This is a genomic window from Bacillus nakamurai, assembly GCF_001584325.1.
GTDB lineage: Bacteria > Bacillota > Bacilli > Bacillales > Bacillaceae > Bacillus > Bacillus nakamurai.
Window position 1 is genome coordinate 160,226 of sequence record NZ_LSAZ01000041.1, and the last position, 19,338, is coordinate 179,563.

The following is a 19,338-nucleotide window of genomic DNA, read 5'->3' on the forward strand; positions in this document are numbered from 1 at the left end:
ATGACGGGAAGAAGCTGTACGCTGCTTCTCTCTTTAACCGCACCCCGAGTCCAGAGACCGGGGTGTTTTTTACGGCCTTCAAGTTGAAACGGAAGGGGAAAAAACATGAATCATTTAACGACGATGAGCGAACTTAGCACTGCTGAGATCGAAGAACTGCTGCGTGAAGCAAAAGCGATCAAAGAGGGAACAGCACGCGCGGATCTGGCAGGTAAATTCATTGCGAATTTGTTTTTCGAACCAAGTACGAGAACACGGTTCAGCTTTGAGGTTGCGGAAAAAAAACTCGGCATGAACGTTCTGAATTTAGATGGAACGAGCACAAGCGTTCAAAAAGGCGAGACCTTATACGATACAATCAGAACGCTTGAATCTATCGGTGTCGACGCCTGCGTTATCAGGCACAGAGAAGATGAATACTACAAGGATTTGGCAGACAAAGTCAATATTCCGATCTTAAATGCGGGAGACGGCTGCGGCCAGCATCCGACCCAATCATTGCTCGATTTAATGACGATACAAGAGGAATTCCAGAGCTTTAAGGGCCTGACGGTTTCCATTCACGGCGATATTAAACACAGCAGGGTGGCCAGGTCTAATGCCGAGGTGCTGTCAAGACTGGGCGCGCACGTTCTGTTTTCAGGGCCTCCGGAATGGCAAGATGCAGAAAACACGTTCGGCACCTGCGTCCAAACGGATGAAGCAATTGCCGCATCAGATGTCGTCATGCTGCTCCGCATTCAAAATGAAAGGCACCAAATGGAATCCGATCAACAAGGATACTTGGAAAAATTCGGGCTGACGGTAAAGCGGGCTGAAAACATGAAGCCGCATGCGATCATCATGCATCCCGCGCCGGTGAACAGAGGAGTTGAAATTGACACAACATTAGTGGAATGCGGAAAATCAAGAATTTTTAAACAAATGGAAAACGGTGTGTTTATCAGAATGGCTGTATTAAAGAGAGCACTGAAAACAAATGTGAAAAGGGGAGAAGCGTCGTATGTCTTATCTCATTAAAAACGGCTGGATGTTAAACGAAAATGGTGAAAGAATCGAGCAGGATATCCGTGTGGCTGGGGAGGTCATTACTGAAATCGGCAGTCTGACAGCAAAAGACGGGGAAACGGTGATCGACGCTGAAGGGCTGTTCGTATCTCCGGGGCTTGTCGATCTCCACGTGCACTTCAGAGAGCCGGGCGGGGAGAAAAAAGAAACCATTGAAACAGGCTCGAAGGCTGCGGCGCGGGGCGGATTTACAACAGTCGCCGCCATGCCGAATACAAGACCCGTGCCGGACACGAAAGAGCAAATGGAATGGCTCCAAAACCGCATTCAAGAAACCGCATCTGTCAGGGTGCTTCCGTACGCATCCATCACGATCAGACAAATTGGCGAAGAAATGACAAATTTTGAGGCGCTGAAAGAAGCAGGCGCGTTTGCCTTCACAGATGACGGTGTCGGTGTCCAGACTGCGGGAATGATGTATGAAGCAATGAAGCGGGCTGCAGCTGCGGATAAAGCGATTGTCGCCCATTGTGAAGACAACTCCCTTATTTACGGGGGAAGCGTGCACGAAGGTGTTTTCTCAAAAGCAAAAGGTCTGAACGGGATTCCTTCTATATGTGAATCCGTCCACATCGCCCGTGATGTGCTGCTTGCAGAAGCTGCGGGCTGCCACTACCATGTGTGCCATATCAGCACGAAAGAATCCGTCAGAGTCGTAAGAGACGCTAAAAAGGCTGGGATCCGCGTTACGGCCGAAGTGTCGCCGCACCATCTGCTTCTTTGTGACGAGGATATTCCGGGGCTTGATACCAACTATAAAATGAATCCGCCGCTTCGAGGCAAAGAAGACAAAGAAGCACTGATTGAAGGGCTGACAGACGGCACAATTGATTTCATCGCGACTGACCATGCGCCGCATACAGAAGAAGAGAAAAACACGGACATGAAGCTTGCGCCGTTCGGAATCGTCGGCTTAGAAACGGCCTTCCCGCTTTTATACACACACTTCGTAAAAAACGGATCTTGGTCGCTGAAGCAGCTCACAGACTATATGACGAAAAAACCTTGCGAAGCGTTTAACCTTCCGTACGGGACACTGAAACCGGGTGCGGCAGCGGATATTACCCTCATTGACCTGGACAAAGAAGCTGCTATAGACAAAGATACATTTTTATCAAAAGGGAAAAACACGCCATTCAACAAGATTAAATGTTTCGGCTGGCCTGTCACGACAATTGCAGCCGGGAAGCTTGCATATGAAGAAGGGAGACTCGTCAAATGAAAAGAAGACTAGTACTGGAAAATGGAGCGGTATTTGAGGGGAAAGCATTCGGAAGCCTGGAACATACCGCGGGTGAAGTCGTATTCAACACCGGAATGACCGGTTATCAGGAAATTTTGTCAGACCCTTCTTACTGCGGACAGATCGTTACGCTGACGTATCCCCTAATCGGCAACTACGGCATTAACCGGGATGACTTTGAATCCATTACACCGTTTGTAAAAGGGCTCATTGTAAAAGAGTTATGCGAACTGCCTTCCAACTGGAGATCAGCTTATACACTTGATGAATATTTAAAAATGAAAAATATCCCGGGTTTACAAGGGATTGATACAAGAAAGCTCACAAGAATGATCCGTACAGCCGGTGCATTAAAAGGAACGTTTGCTTCATGTGATGAGGATGTGGAAGCGGTTCTGACACGGCTGAAAGAAACCAAACTTCCGAGAAACCAAGTCGCGCAAGTGTCAGCAAAAACGGCTTATCCGAGCCCGGGCCGAGGCAAACGCATCGTGTTAGTTGATTTCGGCATGAAGCACGGCATTTTAAGAGAATTAAACAAACGGAAATGCGACGTCATCGTTGTGCCTTACAATGTAACGGCAGAGGAAGTGCTTCAATTAAAGCCGGACGGCGTCATGCTTTCTAACGGACCCGGAGATCCGAAAGATGTCCCGGAAGCGATTGAAATGATAAAAGGAATACTCAGAAAAGTGCCTTTATTCGGAATCTGTCTCGGCCACCAATTATTTGCACTGGCATCCGGAGCGGATACAGAAAAAATGAAATTCGGACACAGGGGCTCCAACCATCCGGTAAAAGAGCTTGCGACAGGAAAAGTTGCTTTGACTGCCCAAAACCACGGCTACACGGTCTCTTCCATTGATGAGACAGAGCTTGAAGTGACACATGTCGCGATAAATGATGACACAATCGAAGGGCTGAAGCATAAAACATTGCCGGCATTTACGGTTCAATACCATCCCGAAGCTTCACCAGGCCCGGAAGATGCCAATCACTTGTTTGACAGATTCATCGACATGATCGAAACAACAGAGAAAGAAGGGGAAGCGGTATGCCAAAACGCGTAGATATTAAGAAGATATTAGTGATCGGATCTGGCCCGATTGTTATCGGCCAGGCGGCAGAATTTGATTATGCGGGCACGCAGGCGTGTCTTGCATTAAAAGAAGAAGGCTATGAAGTTATTCTCGTCAATTCAAACCCAGCCACTATCATGACCGATACAGAAATGGCCGATCGGGTATACATCGAGCCGCTGACGCCTGAATTTCTCACCCGTATTATCAGAAAAGAACGTCCTGATGCCATCCTGCCGACATTGGGCGGCCAGACCGGCCTGAACCTTGCCGTGGAGCTATTTGAACTCGGCGTCCTTGAAGAATGCGGTGTGGAAGTGCTCGGCACGAAGCTGTCAGCCATCCAGCAGGCAGAAGACAGGGATTTGTTCCGCACGCTGATGAATGAGCTGAATGAACCCGTGCCGGAAAGTGATATTATTCACTCTTTACAAGAAGCTGAGGATTTTGTCAGCCGCATCGGGTTCCCTGTCATCGTGCGTCCGGCTTATACATTGGGCGGAACGGGCGGCGGTATCTGCTCGAACGAAACGGAACTGAAGGAAATCGTAGAAAACGGATTAAAACTGAGCCCGGTTCACCAATGCCTGCTTGAAAAAAGCATCGCCGGCTTCAAAGAAATCGAATATGAAGTGATGAGAGACAACAGAGATCATGCGATCGTTGTCTGCAACATGGAAAATATCGATCCGGTCGGCATCCATACGGGAGACAGCATCGTTGTCGCTCCGAGCCAGACTTTGAGCGATCGGGAGTACCAGCTGCTGCGAAACGTCTCATTAAAGCTCATCCGCGCGCTCGGCATCGAAGGCGGCTGTAACGTTCAGCTGGCGTTAGATCCTGACAGCTTCCAATATTACATTATAGAAGTAAACCCGCGGGTCAGCCGGTCATCTGCCCTCGCCTCAAAAGCAACGGGTTATCCGATCGCAAAATTGGCAGCTAAAATCGCAGTCGGCCTTTCTCTCGATGAAATGATGAACCCTGTAACAGGTAAAACATACGCGGCATTTGAACCTGCGCTTGACTATGTCGTCTCCAAAATCCCGCGCTGGCCGTTTGATAAATTCGAATCGGCAAACCGCAGACTCGGCACACAAATGAAAGCGACGGGAGAAGTAATGGCCATCGGCCGCACGCTTGAGGAATCGCTTTTAAAAGCCGTCCGCTCACTGGAAGCTGACGTCTACCATCTGGAATTGAAAGATGCGGAGGAGATTTCTGACGGGCTTTTGGAAAAACGGATCAGAAAGGCGGGAGATGAGCGGCTGTTTTATCTCGCTGAGGCTTTCAGAAGAGGCTACACAGTTGAACAGCTTCATGAGTTTTCTGCCATCGACGTATTCTTTTTGCACAAGCTGCACAAGCTGGCCGTGTTTGAAAACGAGCTGAAAGCAAATAAAGGCAGCCTTACAGTCTTACAGACAGCAAAAGAACTCGGTTTCTCCGACAAATATATCAGCCGGGAATGGAACATGCCGGAATCAGAGCTGTACAATCTGAGAAAACAGTCATCAATCCTGCCGGTATTTAAAATGGTAGATACATGTGCGGCGGAATTTGAATCTGAAACCCCGTACTTCTACAGCACGTATGAGGAAGAAAATGAGTCGGCCGTTACTTCAAGAAAAAGCGTCGTCGTCCTCGGATCAGGACCGATTCGCATCGGACAGGGCGTTGAATTCGATTATGCGACTGTTCATTCTGTGTGGGCGATTAAACAAGCCGGTTATGAAGCAATTATCATCAATAACAACCCTGAGACGGTGTCAACTGATTTCAGCATTTCAGATAAGCTGTATTTTGAACCGCTGACGGTTGAAGATGTCATGCACATCATCGATTTGGAACAGCCGGAAGGCGTTGTCGTCCAATTCGGAGGCCAGACGGCCATCAACCTTGCTGAGGAGCTTAGCGCCCGCGGCGTCAAAATCCTCGGCACATCACTTGAGGATTTAGACCGTGCGGAAGACCGCGATAAGTTCGAGCAGGCGCTTGAGGCGCTGAACGTGCCGCAGCCGCTCGGAAAAACAGCTGTGTCAGTTAACGAAGCGGTCAAAATTGCCGCGGCCATCGGCTATCCGGTTCTTGTCCGTCCTTCATATGTACTTGGCGGCCGGGCGATGGAGATCGTCTATCACGAAGACGAACTTCTTCACTATATGGAAAACGCGGTGAAAATCAACCCGCAGCATCCGGTCTTAATCGACCGCTATTTGACGGGTAAAGAAATCGAAGTGGATGCCGTATCAGACGGCGAAACAGTCGTCATCCCGGGAATTATGGAACATATCGAGCGGGCCGGCGTCCATTCAGGGGATTCGATTGCCGTCTATCCGCCGCAGTCTTTAAGCGAAGAAATTAAACAAAAAATTGAACAGTACACGGTGGCTTTGGCGAAAGGACTCAACATCGTCGGCTTGCTGAACATCCAATTCGTACTGTCACAAGGTGAAGTGTATGTGCTTGAGGTGAATCCGAGATCAAGCAGAACCGTGCCGTTTTTAAGCAAAATCACAAAGATTCCGATGGCAAACCTTGCGACAAAGGTCATTCTCGGCCAAAAGCTTGCAGACTTTGGCTATCAAGAAGGATTGCAGCCTGAACAGCAGGGAGTATTCGTCAAAGTGCCTGTCTTCTCATTCGCGAAGCTGAGAAGAGTTGATATTACGTTAGGACCTGAAATGAAGTCGACCGGAGAAGTGATGGGCAAGGATTCAACAGTCGAAAAGGCGCTTTATAAAGGGCTGATTGCCTCAGGCATTCAAATCCCGAATTACGGATCTGTTTTGCTGACGGTTGCTGATAAAGATAAGGAAGAAGGACTTTTGATCGCCAAACGCTTCCATGCGATCGGATATAAGATTTTGGCGACGGAAGGAACGGCTGCATATTTGAAAGTCGCTGCCATTCCGGCTCAGGTTGTCGGGAAAATCGGTGAAAAAGGCCAGAACCTGCTTGACGTCATCAGAAACGGGGAAGCGCAATTTGTCATCAATACGCTGACAAAGGGCAAACAGCCGGCAAGGGACGGCTTCAGAATCCGCCGTGAATCTGTGGAAAACGGTGTGGCCTGCCTGACGTCGTTAGACACGGCCGAAGCGATTTTGCGAGTATTGGAAAGCATGACATTCAGAGCGGACCATATGCCGGCAGCGGAAACGAATCAGAAGGCAGCTGTTACGATATGAAAAAAGCGCATTTGACTGTTCGATCCAACCGCCAGATTGCCGACCGAATCTACCAAATGGTGCTGAAAGGAGAGCATGTTCAGCACTTTACGGAGCCGGGACAATTTCTTCATCTAAAGGTAAGTGACGGGGTCACGCCGCTTTTAAGAAGGCCGATCAGCATCGCAGACGTCAATTTTGCAGCGAATGAAGTAACAATTATTTACCGGGCAGACGGTGAGGGAACGCGCCTTTTGTCTCAGAAGCAAGAAGGCAGCAGGATTGATGTGCTCGGCCCTCTCGGGAACGGATTCCCCGTTCGACAGATTGAATCCGGAAAAACCGCCCTGTTAGTCGGGGGCGGGGTCGGGGTTCCGCCTTTGCAGGAACTGTCAAAGCGTCTTACGGAAAAAGGAGTAAACGTTATCCATGTGTTAGGATTCCAGTCGGCAAAGGATGTCTTTTACGAACAAGAATGCCTCAGATACGGAGACACCTATGTGGCGACGGCTGACGGGACACATGGGGAAAAAGGGTTTGTGACGGATGTCATTAACCAAAAGCAGCTCGAATTTGACGTCCTTCTCAGCTGCGGGCCGACCCCGATGCTGAAGGCATTAAAGCAGCAGTACGCCCATAAAGAGGTTTATCTTTCAATGGAGGAGCGGATGGGCTGCGGCATCGGAGCGTGCTTCGCCTGTGTGTGCCGCACTGACGAAAGCGATACATCATATGTCAAAGTATGTCTCGACGGGCCGGTATTTAAAGCTGAGGAGGTGGCGCTGTAATGTTAGAAGTGAATTTGCCGGGTCTTCATTTAAAGAATCCGATCATTCCCGCTTCCGGCTGTTTCGGCTTCGGAAAAGAATATGCACGGTTTTACGATTTGTCATGCCTAGGTGCGATCATGATTAAAGCGACCACGAAAGAAGCGCGCTTCGGGAATCCGACGCCGAGAGTGGCGGAGACCGGCGCAGGAATGCTGAACGCGATCGGACTGCAAAATCCCGGTCTTCAGCACGTGCTGGAGCATGAGCTGCCTTGGCTGGAGCAATTTGATACGCCGATCATCGCAAATGTGGCCGGCTCTCAGGTTGAAGACTATAGGGAAGTGGCAGAGCATATCAGCAACGCGCCGAATGTGCACGCGCTTGAGCTCAACATCTCATGCCCGAACGTCAAAACAGGCGGAATCGCTTTTGGCACAGATCCTCTGATGGCTGCCGAGCTGACAAAAGCGGTGAAAGAGGTTTCCGCAGTGCCTGTGTATGTCAAGCTGTCCCCGAACGTCGCAAACATCACTGAAATTGCAAAGGCGATTGAAGCGGCCGGAGCTGACGGATTGACGATGATCAATACACTTGTCGGGATGAGGCTTGATTTAAAAACCGGCAGGCCGATTTTAGCAAATAAAACGGGCGGGCTGTCTGGCCCGGCAATCAAACCGGTCGCCATTCGGATGGTTTATGAAGTCAGTCAGGCTGTAAACATTCCGATCATTGGGATGGGCGGCATCCAGACGGAAGAAGACGCATTGGAATTTCTTCTGGCGGGGGCGAGTGCGGTTGCCGTCGGCACGGCTAACTTTGTCAATCCTTTTGTCTGCCCTGAGATCATTGAACAGCTCCCACGTGTGCTGCGCCAATACGGCTTTCAATCTGTAACTGAATGCATCGGAAGGAGCTGGAAACATGAAAAACAACCTGCCTATCATCGCGCTTGATTTTGCATCAGCTGACGAGACGCTTGCTTTTTTAGATCTATTTCAAAAAGAGAGGCTGTTTGTCAAAGTGGGGATGGAGCTTTTTTATCAAGAAGGGCCCGCCATCATTCAGCAATTAAAAGAACGGAATTGTGAATTGTTTTTAGATTTAAAGCTCCACGACATTCCGACAACCGTAAACAAGGCGATGAAACGGCTTGCGAGCCTCGGCGTTGATCTTGTGAACGTGCATGCCGCAGGCGGCGCGCAAATGATGCGGGCCGCTCTCGAGGGACTGGAAGAAGGCGCACCGGCCGGCAAAAAAAGGCCGTCTTTGATTGCAGTCACCCAGCTGACAAGCACCTCTGAGCAAATGGCGCAGGAAGAGCTTCTGCTTCAAAAACCGCTTTTAGAAACGGTTGTGCATTACAGCAAGATGGCGGAAGAGAGCGGGCTTGACGGAGTGGTATGCTCGGTTCATGAGGCAAAAGCCATTTATGAAACGGTCCGCCCGTCATTTCTGACCGTCACGCCAGGCATTCGCATGTCGCAAGATGCAGCAGACGACCAAGTCCGTGTGGCGACATCCGCTTTCGCAAGAGAAAACGGATCGTCAGCCATTGTAGTGGGCCGGTCCATTACAAAAGCGGAAAACCCCGTCAAAGCGTATCAATCAATTAAACTGGAATGGGAGGGTGTTTGCCAATGAAACAAACCATCGCAAAACATCTATTAAACATTGAAGCTGTATTTCTGCGCCCGAATGAGCCGTTTACTTGGGCGAGCGGCATATTATCCCCGATCTATTGCGACAACCGTCTGACACTGTCGTTTCCGGAAGTGAGAAATGATGTGGCAGATGGTCTGAGCAAGCTTTTAAAAGAGCATTTTACGGAAGCTGAGATGGTCGCGGGAACAGCGACGGCCGGCATTCCGCATGCCGCGCTTCTGGCAGACCGTTTGAATGTGCCGATGTGCTACGTCAGAAGCAAGCCGAAAGCGCACGGCAAGGGAAATCAAATCGAAGGCGCCCTCAAAAAAGGGCAAAAAACAGTTGTGATCGAAGACTTAATTTCCACGGGAGGCAGCGTGCTTGAGGCAGCGGCGGCTCTTCAAAGAGAGGGCGCGGACGTTCTCGGCGTCATCTCCATTTTCACATACGGGCTTCCGAAAGCGAGGGAAGCATTTGAGAAAGCGCGGCTGCCGTATTATTCATTAACGGACTATGACACGCTGACGGAAGTGGCGCTTGAAAACGGAACGATTCATTCAGATGACCTCGAAAAGCTGAAAGCGTGGAAAAAGAATCCCGAGTCAAAAGATTGGTTTAAAAATAATTGAGCGAAAACAGGCCGCAGGGCCTGTTTTTATTATTCCTATCAAAAAACTCGGGTTGACTTTTGTTAGAATTGTGCTAAAATTTAGAGCAAATCTAAAAAAACTTATCAAGAGCGGCTGAGGGACTGGACCGATGACGCCCGGCAACCTGCATATGATGCAAGGTGCCGCATCCAGAAAAATGCATGTCATTTTGAAGATAAGGGCTATATCGGGTCACTGTCTTTCATTCCGCTGGATTGAAAGTTTTTTATATGATGAGAATACCAGATTGAGGAAAAGACAACCGGCAGAAAGCAACAGCTGTTTGATTGTCTCCGAGAGGAGGAAAGAAAAAATGTTAACGTATGACACATGGGAAGAGCCCGCGATTACATTTCCGGAAGATGATTCTTATAAGGGTGCGCTGTCAGTCCTGAAATGGGCGTACGGACACTACGGAGATCAGCTCGTATATGCGTGCAGCTTCGGAATTGAGGGGATCGTTCTCATCGACTTAATTTATAAAGTGAAAAAAGACGCAGAAATCGTGTTTCTTGACACGGGTCTTCATTTTAAGGAAACGTACGAAACGATTGAAAAAGTCAAAGAGCGGTATCCCGGCCTTAACATCATTTTGAAAAAACCAAACCTTTCTCTTGAGGAACAGGCTGAGGCTCACGGGGATAAACTGTGGGAAAGAGACCCTAACCAGTGCTGTTTTATCAGAAAGATTCTGCCGTTAAGAGAAGCGCTGTCGGGGCATCCTGCGTGGCTTTCCGGCCTTCGCCGCGATCAAGGCCCGAGCCGGGCAAATACGAATTTCCTGAATAAAGACGATAAGTTTCAATCAATTAAAGTGTGTCCGCTGATTCATTGGACATGGAAAGATATCTGGAGATATTCATCCAAGCATGAGCTGGATTATAATCCCCTTCATGACCAGGGCTATCCGAGCATAGGCTGCAAACCGTGCACCTCGCCTGCGTTTACTGCGGAAGATTTGCGCAGCGGCAGATGGAACGGCATGGCTAAAACGGAATGCGGCTTGCATGAATAAGGGAGCTGCGAAATGGAAATAGCCGCTATTTTATTCAGCCTGTTTTTTGCCATGAATATCGGAGCCAGCGGCGCTGCGGCTTCGATGGGAGTCGCTTACGGGTCTGGTGCCGTAAAAAAGAAAACCTATGCGCTGTTCATTTGCGCAGCCGGCGTCCTGTCCGGTGCGGTCATCGGCGGAGGAGAAGTCGTCAAGACAATCAGCTCCGGAATCATTCCGGAACAGACGATTACGCTCTCTATTGTCTGCATCATTATCGGAGCGGCGGCGCTGTCGCTATTTACGGCAAATGTGCTCGGCATTCCGTTATCGACAAGCGAAGTGACCGTCGGTGCGATTGTCGGAGTAGGCGTAGCGTACAAAGTATTATTTTTACAGCATCTTTTCGTGATCGTCATATTTTGGGTGCTGGTTCCGTTTGTCGCTTTCTGCTTTACGTATCTCGTTTCGAAGCTGTTTAGTTCTCTGAATATTCGTATCATTTCAACCCGAAAACAGCGGATATTGGGAATTGTGCTGCTTATCGCGGGGTTTGGAGAAGCTTTTTCAGCCGGAATGAACAACGTGGCAAACGCCGTAGGCCCTTTAGTGGCGGCCGGTGTGCTCAGCGTTTCTAAAGGGACGCTGTACGGAGGTGTCTTCGTTGCCCTCGGGGCTTTGCTCTTAGGACGCAAGGTGCTTGAAACAAACGGCAAAAAAATTACGAGATTTTCAGCCGGAGAAGGCATTCTGCTTTCGGGAACCGGAGCGGGTCTTGTCATTATCAGCTCTGTATTCGGATTGCCGGTTCCTTTGGCGCAAGTGACTTCATCGTCAATTATCGGCATCGGAATGGCCAAAAACGGGCCTAACGTTTTTCATAAACAAGTCGTGAAAACGATGCTGAAAGTATGGATCGTTTCGCCGTTTTTATCACTGTCTATTTCTTACCTGCTTGTTTCCTTATTATTAAAAGGAGATTACTATTCCATCTTTATGATGGCAAGCGTGCTTTTAGCAGCCGGCGGAGCAGCCAGCCTGATGAAAGCGATCCGTAAAGAGAAACGCTCTGTCCATGAACAAGGCGGGGGCATTTAACTATTAATCTGAGTTTATTTATCTGTTAACTGGGAGGAACAAATTGTTATGAGTTTAGCACCGCACGGAGGAACATTAATTAATCGAGTCAACGAACAATACGACGTTACATCCATTCAAAAGGAAATCGAGTTGGACCTCATTTCGTTTGCTGATTTAGAGCTGATCGGGATTGGGGGATACAGCCCGATTGAAGGATTTTTTACGGAAAAAGATTACGTGTCAGTCGTTGATAACATGCGTTTGGCATCCGGAACTGTCTGGTCTCTTCCGATCACGCTTCCGGTAGATTCAGAAAAAGCAGCCGAGCTTGCAATCGGCGACACCGTCAAATTAACATACGGCGGAGAAACATACGGCGTAGTAGAGATCGAAGATATGTATGCGCCAGACAAACAAAAAGAGGCCATTCATGTGTATAGAACCGACGATGCCGAGCATCCGGGCGTGAAAAAGCTGTACAGCCGCGGTGATACGTACGTCGGCGGACCGATCACATTAATCAAAAAAGCTTCAAAGCAGTTTCCGGAGTTTACCTTCGAACCTGCTGTAACAAGACGCAGCTTTGAAGAAAAAGGCTGGAAAAACATTGTCGGCTTCCAAACGAGAAATCCCGTTCACCGCGCTCACGAATATATTCAAAAAACAGCGCTTGAGACGGTTGACGGCCTGTTTTTGAACCCGCTTGTCGGTGAAACAAAATCAGACGATATTCCGGCTGACGTCAGAATGGAAAGCTATCAGGTGCTGCTCGATCATTATTATCCGAAAGACCGCGTTTTCCTTGGCGTATTTTTGGCGGCCATGCGGTACGCTGGCCCGAGAGAAGCCATTTTCCACGCGCTTGTCCGAAAAAACTACGGCTGCACCCATTTTATCGTCGGCCGCGACCATGCCGGGGTGGGTGATTATTACGGCACGTACGAAGCGCAGGAGCTGTTCGACCAGTTTACGGCAGATGAACTCGGGATTACGCCGATGAAATTCGAGCACAGCTTTTTCTGCCAAAAATGCGGCAATATGGCGACGGCCAAAACGTGTCCGCACGAAAGAGAGCACCACGTCATTCTTTCAGGTACGAAAGTCAGAGAAATGCTGCGAAGCGGCGTGATGCCGCCGGCGGAATTCAGCCGTCCTGAAGTTGTCGAGGTATTAATAAAAGGGCTGAAAACGAAAGAAGAAGCAGGCGTTTCTTAAGGAGGAAAAAAGAGTGACGAATCGTGATATTGTGTGGCATGAAGCCTCAATAACGAAAGAAGAATATCAGCAGAAAAACAATCATAAAAGCTCCATTCTATGGCTCACAGGTTTAAGCGGCTCCGGAAAATCCACCATTGCGAACGCCGCGGCGCGTGAGCTGTTTGAACAAGGCTATCAAGTGATCGTGCTGGACGGAGATAACATCCGCCATGGATTAAATAAGGATTTAGGTTTTTCTGATGATGACCGCAAGGAAAATATTCGCAGAATCGGCGAAGTGGCAAAGCTTTTCGTTCAGCAGGGCACCATCGTCATCACCGCCTTTATTTCTCCATTCCGTGAAGACAGAGAGCAGGTTCGCCAGCTGGTGAGTGAAGGTGAATTCAATGAAGTTTACATCAAATGCGATCTCGGCATTTGTGAACAGAGGGACCCGAAAGGCCTGTATAAAAAAGCCAGAAACGGCGAAATTCCGTTCTTTACGGGAATTGACTCTCCGTATGAGGAGCCGAAAGCGCCTGAGCTCGTACTTGATTCCGGCAAATATGAACGCGAAGAATGCACAAGCCAGCTGATTGAATTTGTAAAAAACAACTTAGCATAATAAGTCCAAAAAGGCCGCGCATTCAGCCGGGTGTCCGTCAGAAGAACGGGATATGATAAAATAGCTGATGTGCGGCCTTGCGGCTGTTCTGGAAGATTTCAAAACGGATCGGGGAGACATACCATGGGGAAAGTATTTATCGTTGGAGCCGGTCCGGGAGATCCGGACTTATTAACGGTAAAGGCAATGAAGGCCATTCAGCAAGCTGACGTTATTTTATATGACAGATTAGTAAACAAAGAGATTTTACAATATGCCAAAGAAGAAGCGGACTTGATTTACTGCGGTAAGCTCCCTGATTTCCACATCATGAAACAGGATACCATTAACCGTTTCCTTGTGAAATACGCGAAAAAGGGAAAAACCGTCGTAAGACTCAAAGGGGGCGACCCGTTCGTGTTCGGCCGCGGGGGAGAAGAAGCGGAAACTCTCGCGCAAAACGCCATTCCGTTTGAGATCGTCCCGGGCATTACATCGGGCATCGCGGCGGCCGCTTACGCCGGCATTCCTGTCACGCACAGGGATGCAAGCTCAAATGTCGCGTTCGTTACCGGCCATTATAAACAAGAATACGAATTTGAAGAAAAATGGAAAGCGCTGGCGACGGGCATTGATACGCTTGTCATCTACATGGGCATCAAAAATATCCGCCATATTGAAAGAATGCTGCTGGAAAACGGCAGAGACGGCGAAACGCCTGCTGCCTTTATTCACTGGGGCACGACTGAGAAGCAAAAGTCAGTTTTCTGCACAGTGGCTACACTTTCGGAAACGGTGATAAAAGAAGAGATCAAAAATCCGAGCTTAATTGTCATCGGTGATGTCGTCAATTATCACTGTAAGCTGGGCTGGTTTGAATCGGAACTGAAAAAACAAGATTTGAGCGAGGCGTTGTAAATGAAGCAGGCGATATTATACGTCGGACACGGGAGCCGGCTGAAAAAAGCCCAGACTGAATCGGCAGCGTTTTTAGAAGGATGCAAGATACATGCAAAAGCTCCTATTCAAGAAATCTGTTTTTTAGAGCTCCAGGAACCGTCTATTGAAACGGGATTTGAAGGTTGTGTCCATCAAGGCGCCACTCACATTGCTGTGGTGCCTCTCTTGCTGTTGACTGCCGCTCACGCAAAACACGACATTCCGATGGAGATCGCTCACGCAGCAGCCCGCCATCCCGACGTGCAGGTGACGTACGGCGCTCCGATCGGGGTGGATGATGAGGTCGTAAAAGCGGTATACCAACGTCTCTTAGAAACAGGTGGAGCGATTGAACAGGCGAAGATTGTGCTGATCGGAAGAGGAAGTAAAGATCCCGCTGTCAAAAAGGACATCAGTGAAATTGCCGGAAGGCTCAGCCGGATCGCGCCCGTTAAAGAAGTCATTCCTTGTTTTTTAACCGCCTGTGAGCCGTACTACAAAGAAGTGTTTGCCAAGCTTGCGGAGGATGACGGCACTCCTGTTTTTATTGTGCCTTATCTGCTGTTTACCGGGCTTTTAATGACAGAGATCGAGCGGGAGGTTCAAAAGCTTCAAACGGTGAATCAGAACGTTTATCTCGCTTCATATCTGGGCTTTCACCCGCATATTAAGCAGGCATTCTTAAACCGTGTGGCAGAAGCCGCTGAAAATCCTGGCGGTCAGTTTGATTTCAAGGGGGAATTATATGCTGCCCCTTCACATTAACCTCAGCGGAAAAAAAGTGGTCATTGCAGGCGGGGGCAATGTTGCTTTAAGACGGCTGAAAACAGTGCTTCCGGAACGAGCGGAGATTACTGTGATCAGCCCCGAAGCCCTGCCTGAAATTAAACAATTGGCGGAGAAGGGCCGCATTCGCTGGATTGCCCGCAAAATTGAAATGGAGGATCTTTTGCCTGCCTTTTTCATCATCGCGGCGACAAATGACCGGGACGTGAATTTGCAGATTGCCGCAAACGCTTCTGAAACCCAGCTGGTCAACTGTGTAAGCAAGGCTGAAAACGGCAGCGTCTATATGCCGAAGATCATCCGCAAAGGCCATATTCAAGTGTCAATATCGACAAGCGGCGCAAGCCCGAAACACACCAAACGGCTTGCAGAAAAAATAGACCCGCTGATCGACGCAGAATTGGTTGAAGAAGTGGACCGATTGTTTGAGAAAAGAAGAGGAACATAAATACTGCCTGAATGGTGCCGTTGACTGAGTCCCATAGAAAAACACCTTTAGCTGAATTTCCGTCCTGCAAACCTAAATTCAGCTAAGGTGTTTTTATTTTGTAGGGTTATTCCCGAGCAGCAGACGGAGATACATATCTAAATGCCCTTTTCAATTTACAGCTCATCATAAATGCTTTTTCTGCCTGAGAAAATATAGGAAAATGGATATTTGTAACAATTTTCCGTTGCTGTAAAATGATTTGTGATTATAAAGCTGAAAGGGGAGAGGAAATTGTTTAAGAAACAAAAACGGGCAGTATCGTGTAGTTTCGCGCTTTTGTTAGCGATGATATTTGTCATCCTGCCAGACTCTAAAATATCGGCCGCAAACATAAATGGCACGCTGATGCAGTATTTTGAATGGTATCTGCCTAATGACGGACAACACTGGAAGCGTTTGCAAGGTGATGCGGAACATTTATCTGATATTGGAATAACTGCCGTATGGATTCCGCCTGCGTATAAAGGAACGAGCCAATCTGATAATGGGTACGGTCCATATGATTTGTACGATTTAGGAGAATTCCAGCAAAAAGGAACGGTACGGACGAAATACGGCACGAAATCGGAGCTTCAGACAGCGATCGGCTCTCTGCATTTCCAAAACATCCAAGTATATGGCGATGTTGTTCTTAATCATAAGGCAGGTGCAGATGTAACAGAAAATGCAGCCGCGGTCGAAGTGAATCCGAGCGATAGAAATCAGGAAACATCGGGAGAGTATCAAATAAAAGCATGGACAGGTTTCCATTTCCCAGGACGCGGCAGCACGTACAGTGATTTTAAGTGGCATTGGTATCATTTCGACGGAGTGGACTGGGATGAATCCCGAAAGCTGAACCGCATCTTTAAGTTTCGAGGTGATGGGAAGGCATGGGATTGGGAAGTATCAAGTGAAAACGGCAACTACGATTATTTGATGTATGCGGATGTTGACTACGATCATCCCGATGTTGTGGCAGAAACGAAAAGATGGGGAACGTGGTATGCAAACGAACTTCAATTAGACGGGTTTCGCCTGGATGCCGTAAAACACATTAAATTTTCATTTTTGAGTGATTGGGTAAAGGCGGTCAGGCAGTCAACCGGAAAGGAAATGTTTACCGTTGCGGAGTATTGGCAAAATAACCTGGACGAGATCGAAAACTATTTGAATAAAACAGGCTTTACTCAATCCGTTTTCGATGTCCCGCTTCACTATCATTTACAGGCAGCATCCTCACAAGGGGGCGGCTATGATATGAGACATTTACTGGATGGGACAGTCGTTTCTAAGCATCCGATGAAGGCGGTTACCTTTGTTGACAATCACGATACACAGCCGGGTCAATCATTAGAGTCAACTGTGCAGACATGGTTTAAGCCGCTTGCTTATGCCTTCATTTTAACAAGGGAGTCCGGTTACCCGCAGGTTTTCTATGGAGATATGTATGGAACAAAAGGCTCATCGTCAAAGGAAATCCCATCGCTCAAACATAAAATAGAGCCGATTTTGAAAGCGCGTAAACAATATGCATACGGGACCCAGCACGATTATTTTGACCATCAAGACATTATCGGATGGACGAGAGAAGGCGATCAATCAGTCCCTCAATCAGGGTTGGCTGCTTTAATCACAGACGGCCCCGGCGGATCAAAGCGGATGTATGCCGGCCGGCAAAATGCCGGTGAAACATGGTATGACATCACAGGGAACCGCTCAGATTCTGTAACGATTCAATCTGATGGCTGGGGAGAGTTTCATGTGAACGGCGGCTCGGTATCCATCTATGTTCAAAAGTAAGAGAGAGAGGCTGAATAGAATCAGATTTCTGAAAAAAACACCTTCAAGTTGAAAACCAACTGAAGGTGTTTTTATTTTGAAGTTCTTTTATTTTTTCAGCCGTATGACAAGGTCGGCATCCGGTGTGACAAATACGGTATGCTGGCTGTCATAGGTCACAAAGCCGGGTTTTGCCCCATTAGGTTTTTTAACGTGTCTGATTTTTGTATAGTCAACAGGCACTGATCCGGAATCCTTTGCTTTTGAAAAATAAGCGGCAATTGCTGCTGCTTCCAGAATGGATTGTTCATCCGGTTCGCTGCTTTTAATTACGACGTGCGAGCCCGGAATGTCTTTCGTATGAAACCACATATCATCCCTTGCCGCCGCCTTTGTCGTTAAATACTCATTTTGCTTATTATTTTTTCCGACCAAAATAGTCAGGCCGCTGGAAGATTCATATTGCTCCAAAACGGGCGCAGCCTGTTTGGGCTTTTTCTGCCCTTTTTGCTGCTTCGGACGCAAGTATTTGCCTTCGATAAGCTCCTCTCTTATTTCATGAATATCCTTTGTTGAAGCGGAAGAGAGCTGCTGGATCAGCTGATCGAAATAAGCGATTTCTTCCTCGGCCAATCGGATTTGCTCTTTGACGACAGCAACGGAATTTTTCGCTTTTTGATACTTTGTAAAATATATCTGCGCGTTTTCTGAAGGTGTTTTGTTCGGATTTAAAGGAATGGTGATCACCGGGTTTTCTTCATCGTAATAATTGATGACATCCGCTTCCTTATCTCCTTTTTTCAGCATGTACAAATTCGCCGTCAGCAGCTCGCCGTATAACTGGAATTCCTTCGCGTTCTCGGAATAGTCGAGCGTTTTTTCAAGCTTCTTGATTTTATTGGCGTTCTTTTTCCGTTCGTTCACGACAAATCGTTCGAGATCCTGAGCCTGCTGCTTGACGCGGTCGCGCTCTGCTTTTCCGAAATAAAACCGGTCTAACAGCCCGCTCAGTGACTGGAAGCCGCGCTCCTCCCCGTTTACATGTGTGAGCCTGAGTAAATAGAAATATTCCTTCCCGCCCGCAGATGTAATATTAGGCGTAAACTTGTATTCCTTCACCGCTTGAAACATCTCTAACAATGTCTTCGGGAGCGTGATTTTGTTCACCAGTCCCGCTCTGTGGACCGCTTCTTTTGCAAAAAGCGGGGAAACACCGGAGAAATGCTTGACGATCTGCTGGTCAAGCCGTCCTTCCTGAAAACTGAGATAACGTAAAATATCCTCTTCGTCCGCCGTCAGCGGCGATATTTTTTCTTGAGCGGGAGGAAGTTTGTAATCATAGCCGGGCAGCACGGTCCGGTAGCTGTTCATGGAAGGTGATAAATGCTTTAAGCCGTCGATGATTGTCCCTTCTTCGTCAGTCAAAATTAAGTTGCTGTGCCGCCCCATAATTTCGATGTGAAGCGTTCTTTCGGTTTCATCGCCGATCTCATTTCTGCTTTTAATGTGAAAAATCATAATCCGGTCTAATCCGGCCTGTTCGATTTTCTCAATAAATCCGCCTTCTATATGCTTTCGGAGCAGCATACAAAACATTGGCGGCTCGCTCGGATTTTCATAGGCCTGATCAGTCAAATGCACCCGTGAGTAGCTGGGATGGGCTGATAATAATAATTTATGGTTTTTTCCATTTGCACGAATATGGAATATCACATCATGCTTAAAAGGCTGATGGACTCTTGTGATCCGGCCTCCGGCAATCTGGCTGTTCAGTTCGTGTGTCATTCCGTATGTAAACATGCCATCAAAAGACATATAAAACACCCTTTCCTTCTTCCTGCATTCGATAATTATAGCATGAAA

General features: G+C 48.0%; 17 protein-coding genes and 1 riboswitch. Of the genes, 16 read left to right on the forward strand and 1 reads right to left on the reverse strand.

The features are described 5' to 3' along the window. Nucleotides 1-105: 105 nt before the first annotated feature. The 16 genes from AXI59_RS15970 to amyS all read left to right on the forward strand — a co-directional run bounded on the left by AXI59_RS15970 (nucleotide 106) and on the right by amyS (nucleotide 17,496). Nucleotides 106-1,020, forward strand: a complete 915-nt coding sequence (locus AXI59_RS15970) for an aspartate carbamoyltransferase catalytic subunit (RefSeq protein WP_061528706.1) — start codon at nucleotides 106-108, stop codon at nucleotides 1,018-1,020. Continuing rightward, a complete protein-coding gene (locus AXI59_RS15975; protein WP_061528707.1) occupies nucleotides 1,004-2,290 on the forward strand; it encodes a dihydroorotase in 1,287 nt (428 codons plus the stop codon). Before AXI59_RS15970 ends, AXI59_RS15975 begins: the two co-directional genes overlap by 17 nt. Beyond that, nucleotides 2,287-3,381 (forward strand): carbamoyl phosphate synthase small subunit, encoded by a 1,095-nt coding sequence (locus tag AXI59_RS15980; protein ID WP_061528708.1) that lies wholly within the window; start codon nucleotides 2,287-2,289, stop codon nucleotides 3,379-3,381. Before AXI59_RS15975 ends, AXI59_RS15980 begins: the two co-directional genes overlap by 4 nt. Further along, complete coding sequence (gene carB / locus AXI59_RS15985) at nucleotides 3,366-6,581, forward strand: carbamoyl-phosphate synthase (glutamine-hydrolyzing) large subunit (protein WP_061528709.1); 3,216 nt, start codon at nucleotides 3,366-3,368, stop codon at nucleotides 6,579-6,581. Before AXI59_RS15980 ends, carB begins: the two co-directional genes overlap by 16 nt. Further along, nucleotides 6,578-7,348 carry a dihydroorotate dehydrogenase electron transfer subunit gene (locus AXI59_RS15990; RefSeq protein WP_061528710.1) on the forward strand — a complete coding sequence of 257 codons (771 nt, stop codon included), beginning with the start codon at nucleotides 6,578-6,580 and terminating at the stop codon, nucleotides 7,346-7,348. Before carB ends, AXI59_RS15990 begins: the two co-directional genes overlap by 4 nt. Further along, on the forward strand, nucleotides 7,348-8,283 hold the full coding sequence (locus AXI59_RS15995; protein ID WP_061528711.1) for a dihydroorotate dehydrogenase: 936 nt from the start codon (nucleotides 7,348-7,350) through the stop codon (nucleotides 8,281-8,283). Before AXI59_RS15990 ends, AXI59_RS15995 begins: the two co-directional genes overlap by 1 nt. Next, a complete protein-coding gene (gene pyrF / locus AXI59_RS16000) occupies nucleotides 8,252-8,971 on the forward strand; it encodes an orotidine-5'-phosphate decarboxylase (RefSeq protein ID WP_061528712.1) in 720 nt (239 codons plus the stop codon). Before AXI59_RS15995 ends, pyrF begins: the two co-directional genes overlap by 32 nt. Next, a complete protein-coding gene (pyrE, locus tag AXI59_RS16005) occupies nucleotides 8,968-9,603 on the forward strand; it encodes an orotate phosphoribosyltransferase (RefSeq protein WP_061528713.1) in 636 nt (211 codons plus the stop codon). Before pyrF ends, pyrE begins: the two co-directional genes overlap by 4 nt. Nucleotides 9,604-9,701: 98 nt before the next feature. Beyond that, nucleotides 9,702-9,806: riboswitch (SAM riboswitch) on the forward strand. 131 nt (nucleotides 9,807-9,937) lie between these two features. Continuing rightward, a complete protein-coding gene (locus AXI59_RS16010) occupies nucleotides 9,938-10,639 on the forward strand; it encodes a phosphoadenylyl-sulfate reductase (RefSeq protein WP_061528714.1) in 702 nt (233 codons plus the stop codon). Between the two features lie 12 nt (nucleotides 10,640-10,651). Next, nucleotides 10,652-11,716 carry an inorganic phosphate transporter gene (locus AXI59_RS16015; protein ID WP_061520462.1) on the forward strand — a complete coding sequence of 355 codons (1,065 nt, stop codon included), beginning with the start codon at nucleotides 10,652-10,654 and terminating at the stop codon, nucleotides 11,714-11,716. Nucleotides 11,717-11,764: 48 nt separating this feature from the next. Further along, nucleotides 11,765-12,913 (forward strand): sulfate adenylyltransferase, encoded by a 1,149-nt coding sequence (gene sat, locus AXI59_RS16020; RefSeq protein WP_061528715.1) that lies wholly within the window; start codon nucleotides 11,765-11,767, stop codon nucleotides 12,911-12,913. Between the two features lie 13 nt (nucleotides 12,914-12,926). After that, complete coding sequence (gene cysC, locus AXI59_RS16025) at nucleotides 12,927-13,520, forward strand: adenylyl-sulfate kinase (RefSeq protein WP_061520464.1); 594 nt, start codon at nucleotides 12,927-12,929, stop codon at nucleotides 13,518-13,520. A gap of 123 nt (nucleotides 13,521-13,643) precedes the next feature. Further along, complete coding sequence (gene cobA / locus AXI59_RS16030) at nucleotides 13,644-14,417, forward strand: uroporphyrinogen-III C-methyltransferase (RefSeq protein ID WP_061528716.1); 774 nt, start codon at nucleotides 13,644-13,646, stop codon at nucleotides 14,415-14,417. Further along, complete coding sequence (locus tag AXI59_RS16035) at nucleotides 14,418-15,203, forward strand: sirohydrochlorin chelatase (protein WP_061528717.1); 786 nt, start codon at nucleotides 14,418-14,420, stop codon at nucleotides 15,201-15,203. It begins immediately after the preceding gene. Next, on the forward strand, nucleotides 15,184-15,672 hold the full coding sequence (locus AXI59_RS16040) for a precorrin-2 dehydrogenase/sirohydrochlorin ferrochelatase family protein (protein ID WP_061528718.1): 489 nt from the start codon (nucleotides 15,184-15,186) through the stop codon (nucleotides 15,670-15,672). Before AXI59_RS16035 ends, AXI59_RS16040 begins: the two co-directional genes overlap by 20 nt. Nucleotides 15,673-15,945: 273 nt before the next feature. Further along, entirely contained in the window at nucleotides 15,946-17,496 is a 1,551-nt protein-coding gene (gene amyS, locus AXI59_RS16045) for an alpha-amylase (protein WP_082791798.1), read from the forward strand. Between the two features lie 87 nt (nucleotides 17,497-17,583). On the opposite strand, the gene AXI59_RS16050 is transcribed toward amyS, so the two are convergent. After that, nucleotides 17,584-19,290: an Rqc2 family fibronectin-binding protein gene (locus AXI59_RS16050; RefSeq protein ID WP_061528863.1), complete on the reverse strand. Its 1,707-nt coding sequence runs from the start codon at nucleotides 19,288-19,290 to the stop codon at nucleotides 17,584-17,586. Nucleotides 19,291-19,338: the final 48 nt, after the last annotated feature.

Bases quoted from the DNA above. Each gene is read 5' to 3' on its own strand.
- AXI59_RS15970 (WP_061528706.1), top strand. From the start codon at position 106: ATGAATCATTTAACGACGATGAGCGAACTTAGCACTGCTGAGATCGAA.
- AXI59_RS15975 (WP_061528707.1), top strand. From the start codon at position 1,004: ATGTCTTATCTCATTAAAAACGGCTGGATGTTAAACGAAAATGGTGAA.
- AXI59_RS15980 (WP_061528708.1), top strand. From the start codon at position 2,287: ATGAAAAGAAGACTAGTACTGGAAAATGGAGCGGTATTTGAGGGGAAA.
- carB (WP_061528709.1), top strand. From the start codon at position 3,366: ATGCCAAAACGCGTAGATATTAAGAAGATATTAGTGATCGGATCTGGC.
- AXI59_RS15990 (WP_061528710.1), top strand. From the start codon at position 6,578: ATGAAAAAAGCGCATTTGACTGTTCGATCCAACCGCCAGATTGCCGAC.
- AXI59_RS15995 (WP_061528711.1), top strand. From the start codon at position 7,348: ATGTTAGAAGTGAATTTGCCGGGTCTTCATTTAAAGAATCCGATCATT.
- pyrF (WP_061528712.1), top strand. From the start codon at position 8,252: ATGAAAAACAACCTGCCTATCATCGCGCTTGATTTTGCATCAGCTGAC.
- pyrE (WP_061528713.1), top strand. From the start codon at position 8,968: ATGAAACAAACCATCGCAAAACATCTATTAAACATTGAAGCTGTATTT.
- AXI59_RS16010 (WP_061528714.1), top strand. From the start codon at position 9,938: ATGTTAACGTATGACACATGGGAAGAGCCCGCGATTACATTTCCGGAA.
- AXI59_RS16015 (WP_061520462.1), top strand. From the start codon at position 10,652: ATGGAAATAGCCGCTATTTTATTCAGCCTGTTTTTTGCCATGAATATC.
- sat (WP_061528715.1), top strand. From the start codon at position 11,765: ATGAGTTTAGCACCGCACGGAGGAACATTAATTAATCGAGTCAACGAA.
- cobA (WP_061528716.1), top strand. From the start codon at position 13,644: ATGGGGAAAGTATTTATCGTTGGAGCCGGTCCGGGAGATCCGGACTTA.
- AXI59_RS16035 (WP_061528717.1), top strand. From the start codon at position 14,418: ATGAAGCAGGCGATATTATACGTCGGACACGGGAGCCGGCTGAAAAAA.
- AXI59_RS16040 (WP_061528718.1), top strand. From the start codon at position 15,184: ATGCTGCCCCTTCACATTAACCTCAGCGGAAAAAAAGTGGTCATTGCA.
- AXI59_RS16050 (WP_061528863.1), bottom strand. From the start codon at position 19,290: ATGTCTTTTGATGGCATGTTTACATACGGAATGACACACGAACTGAAC.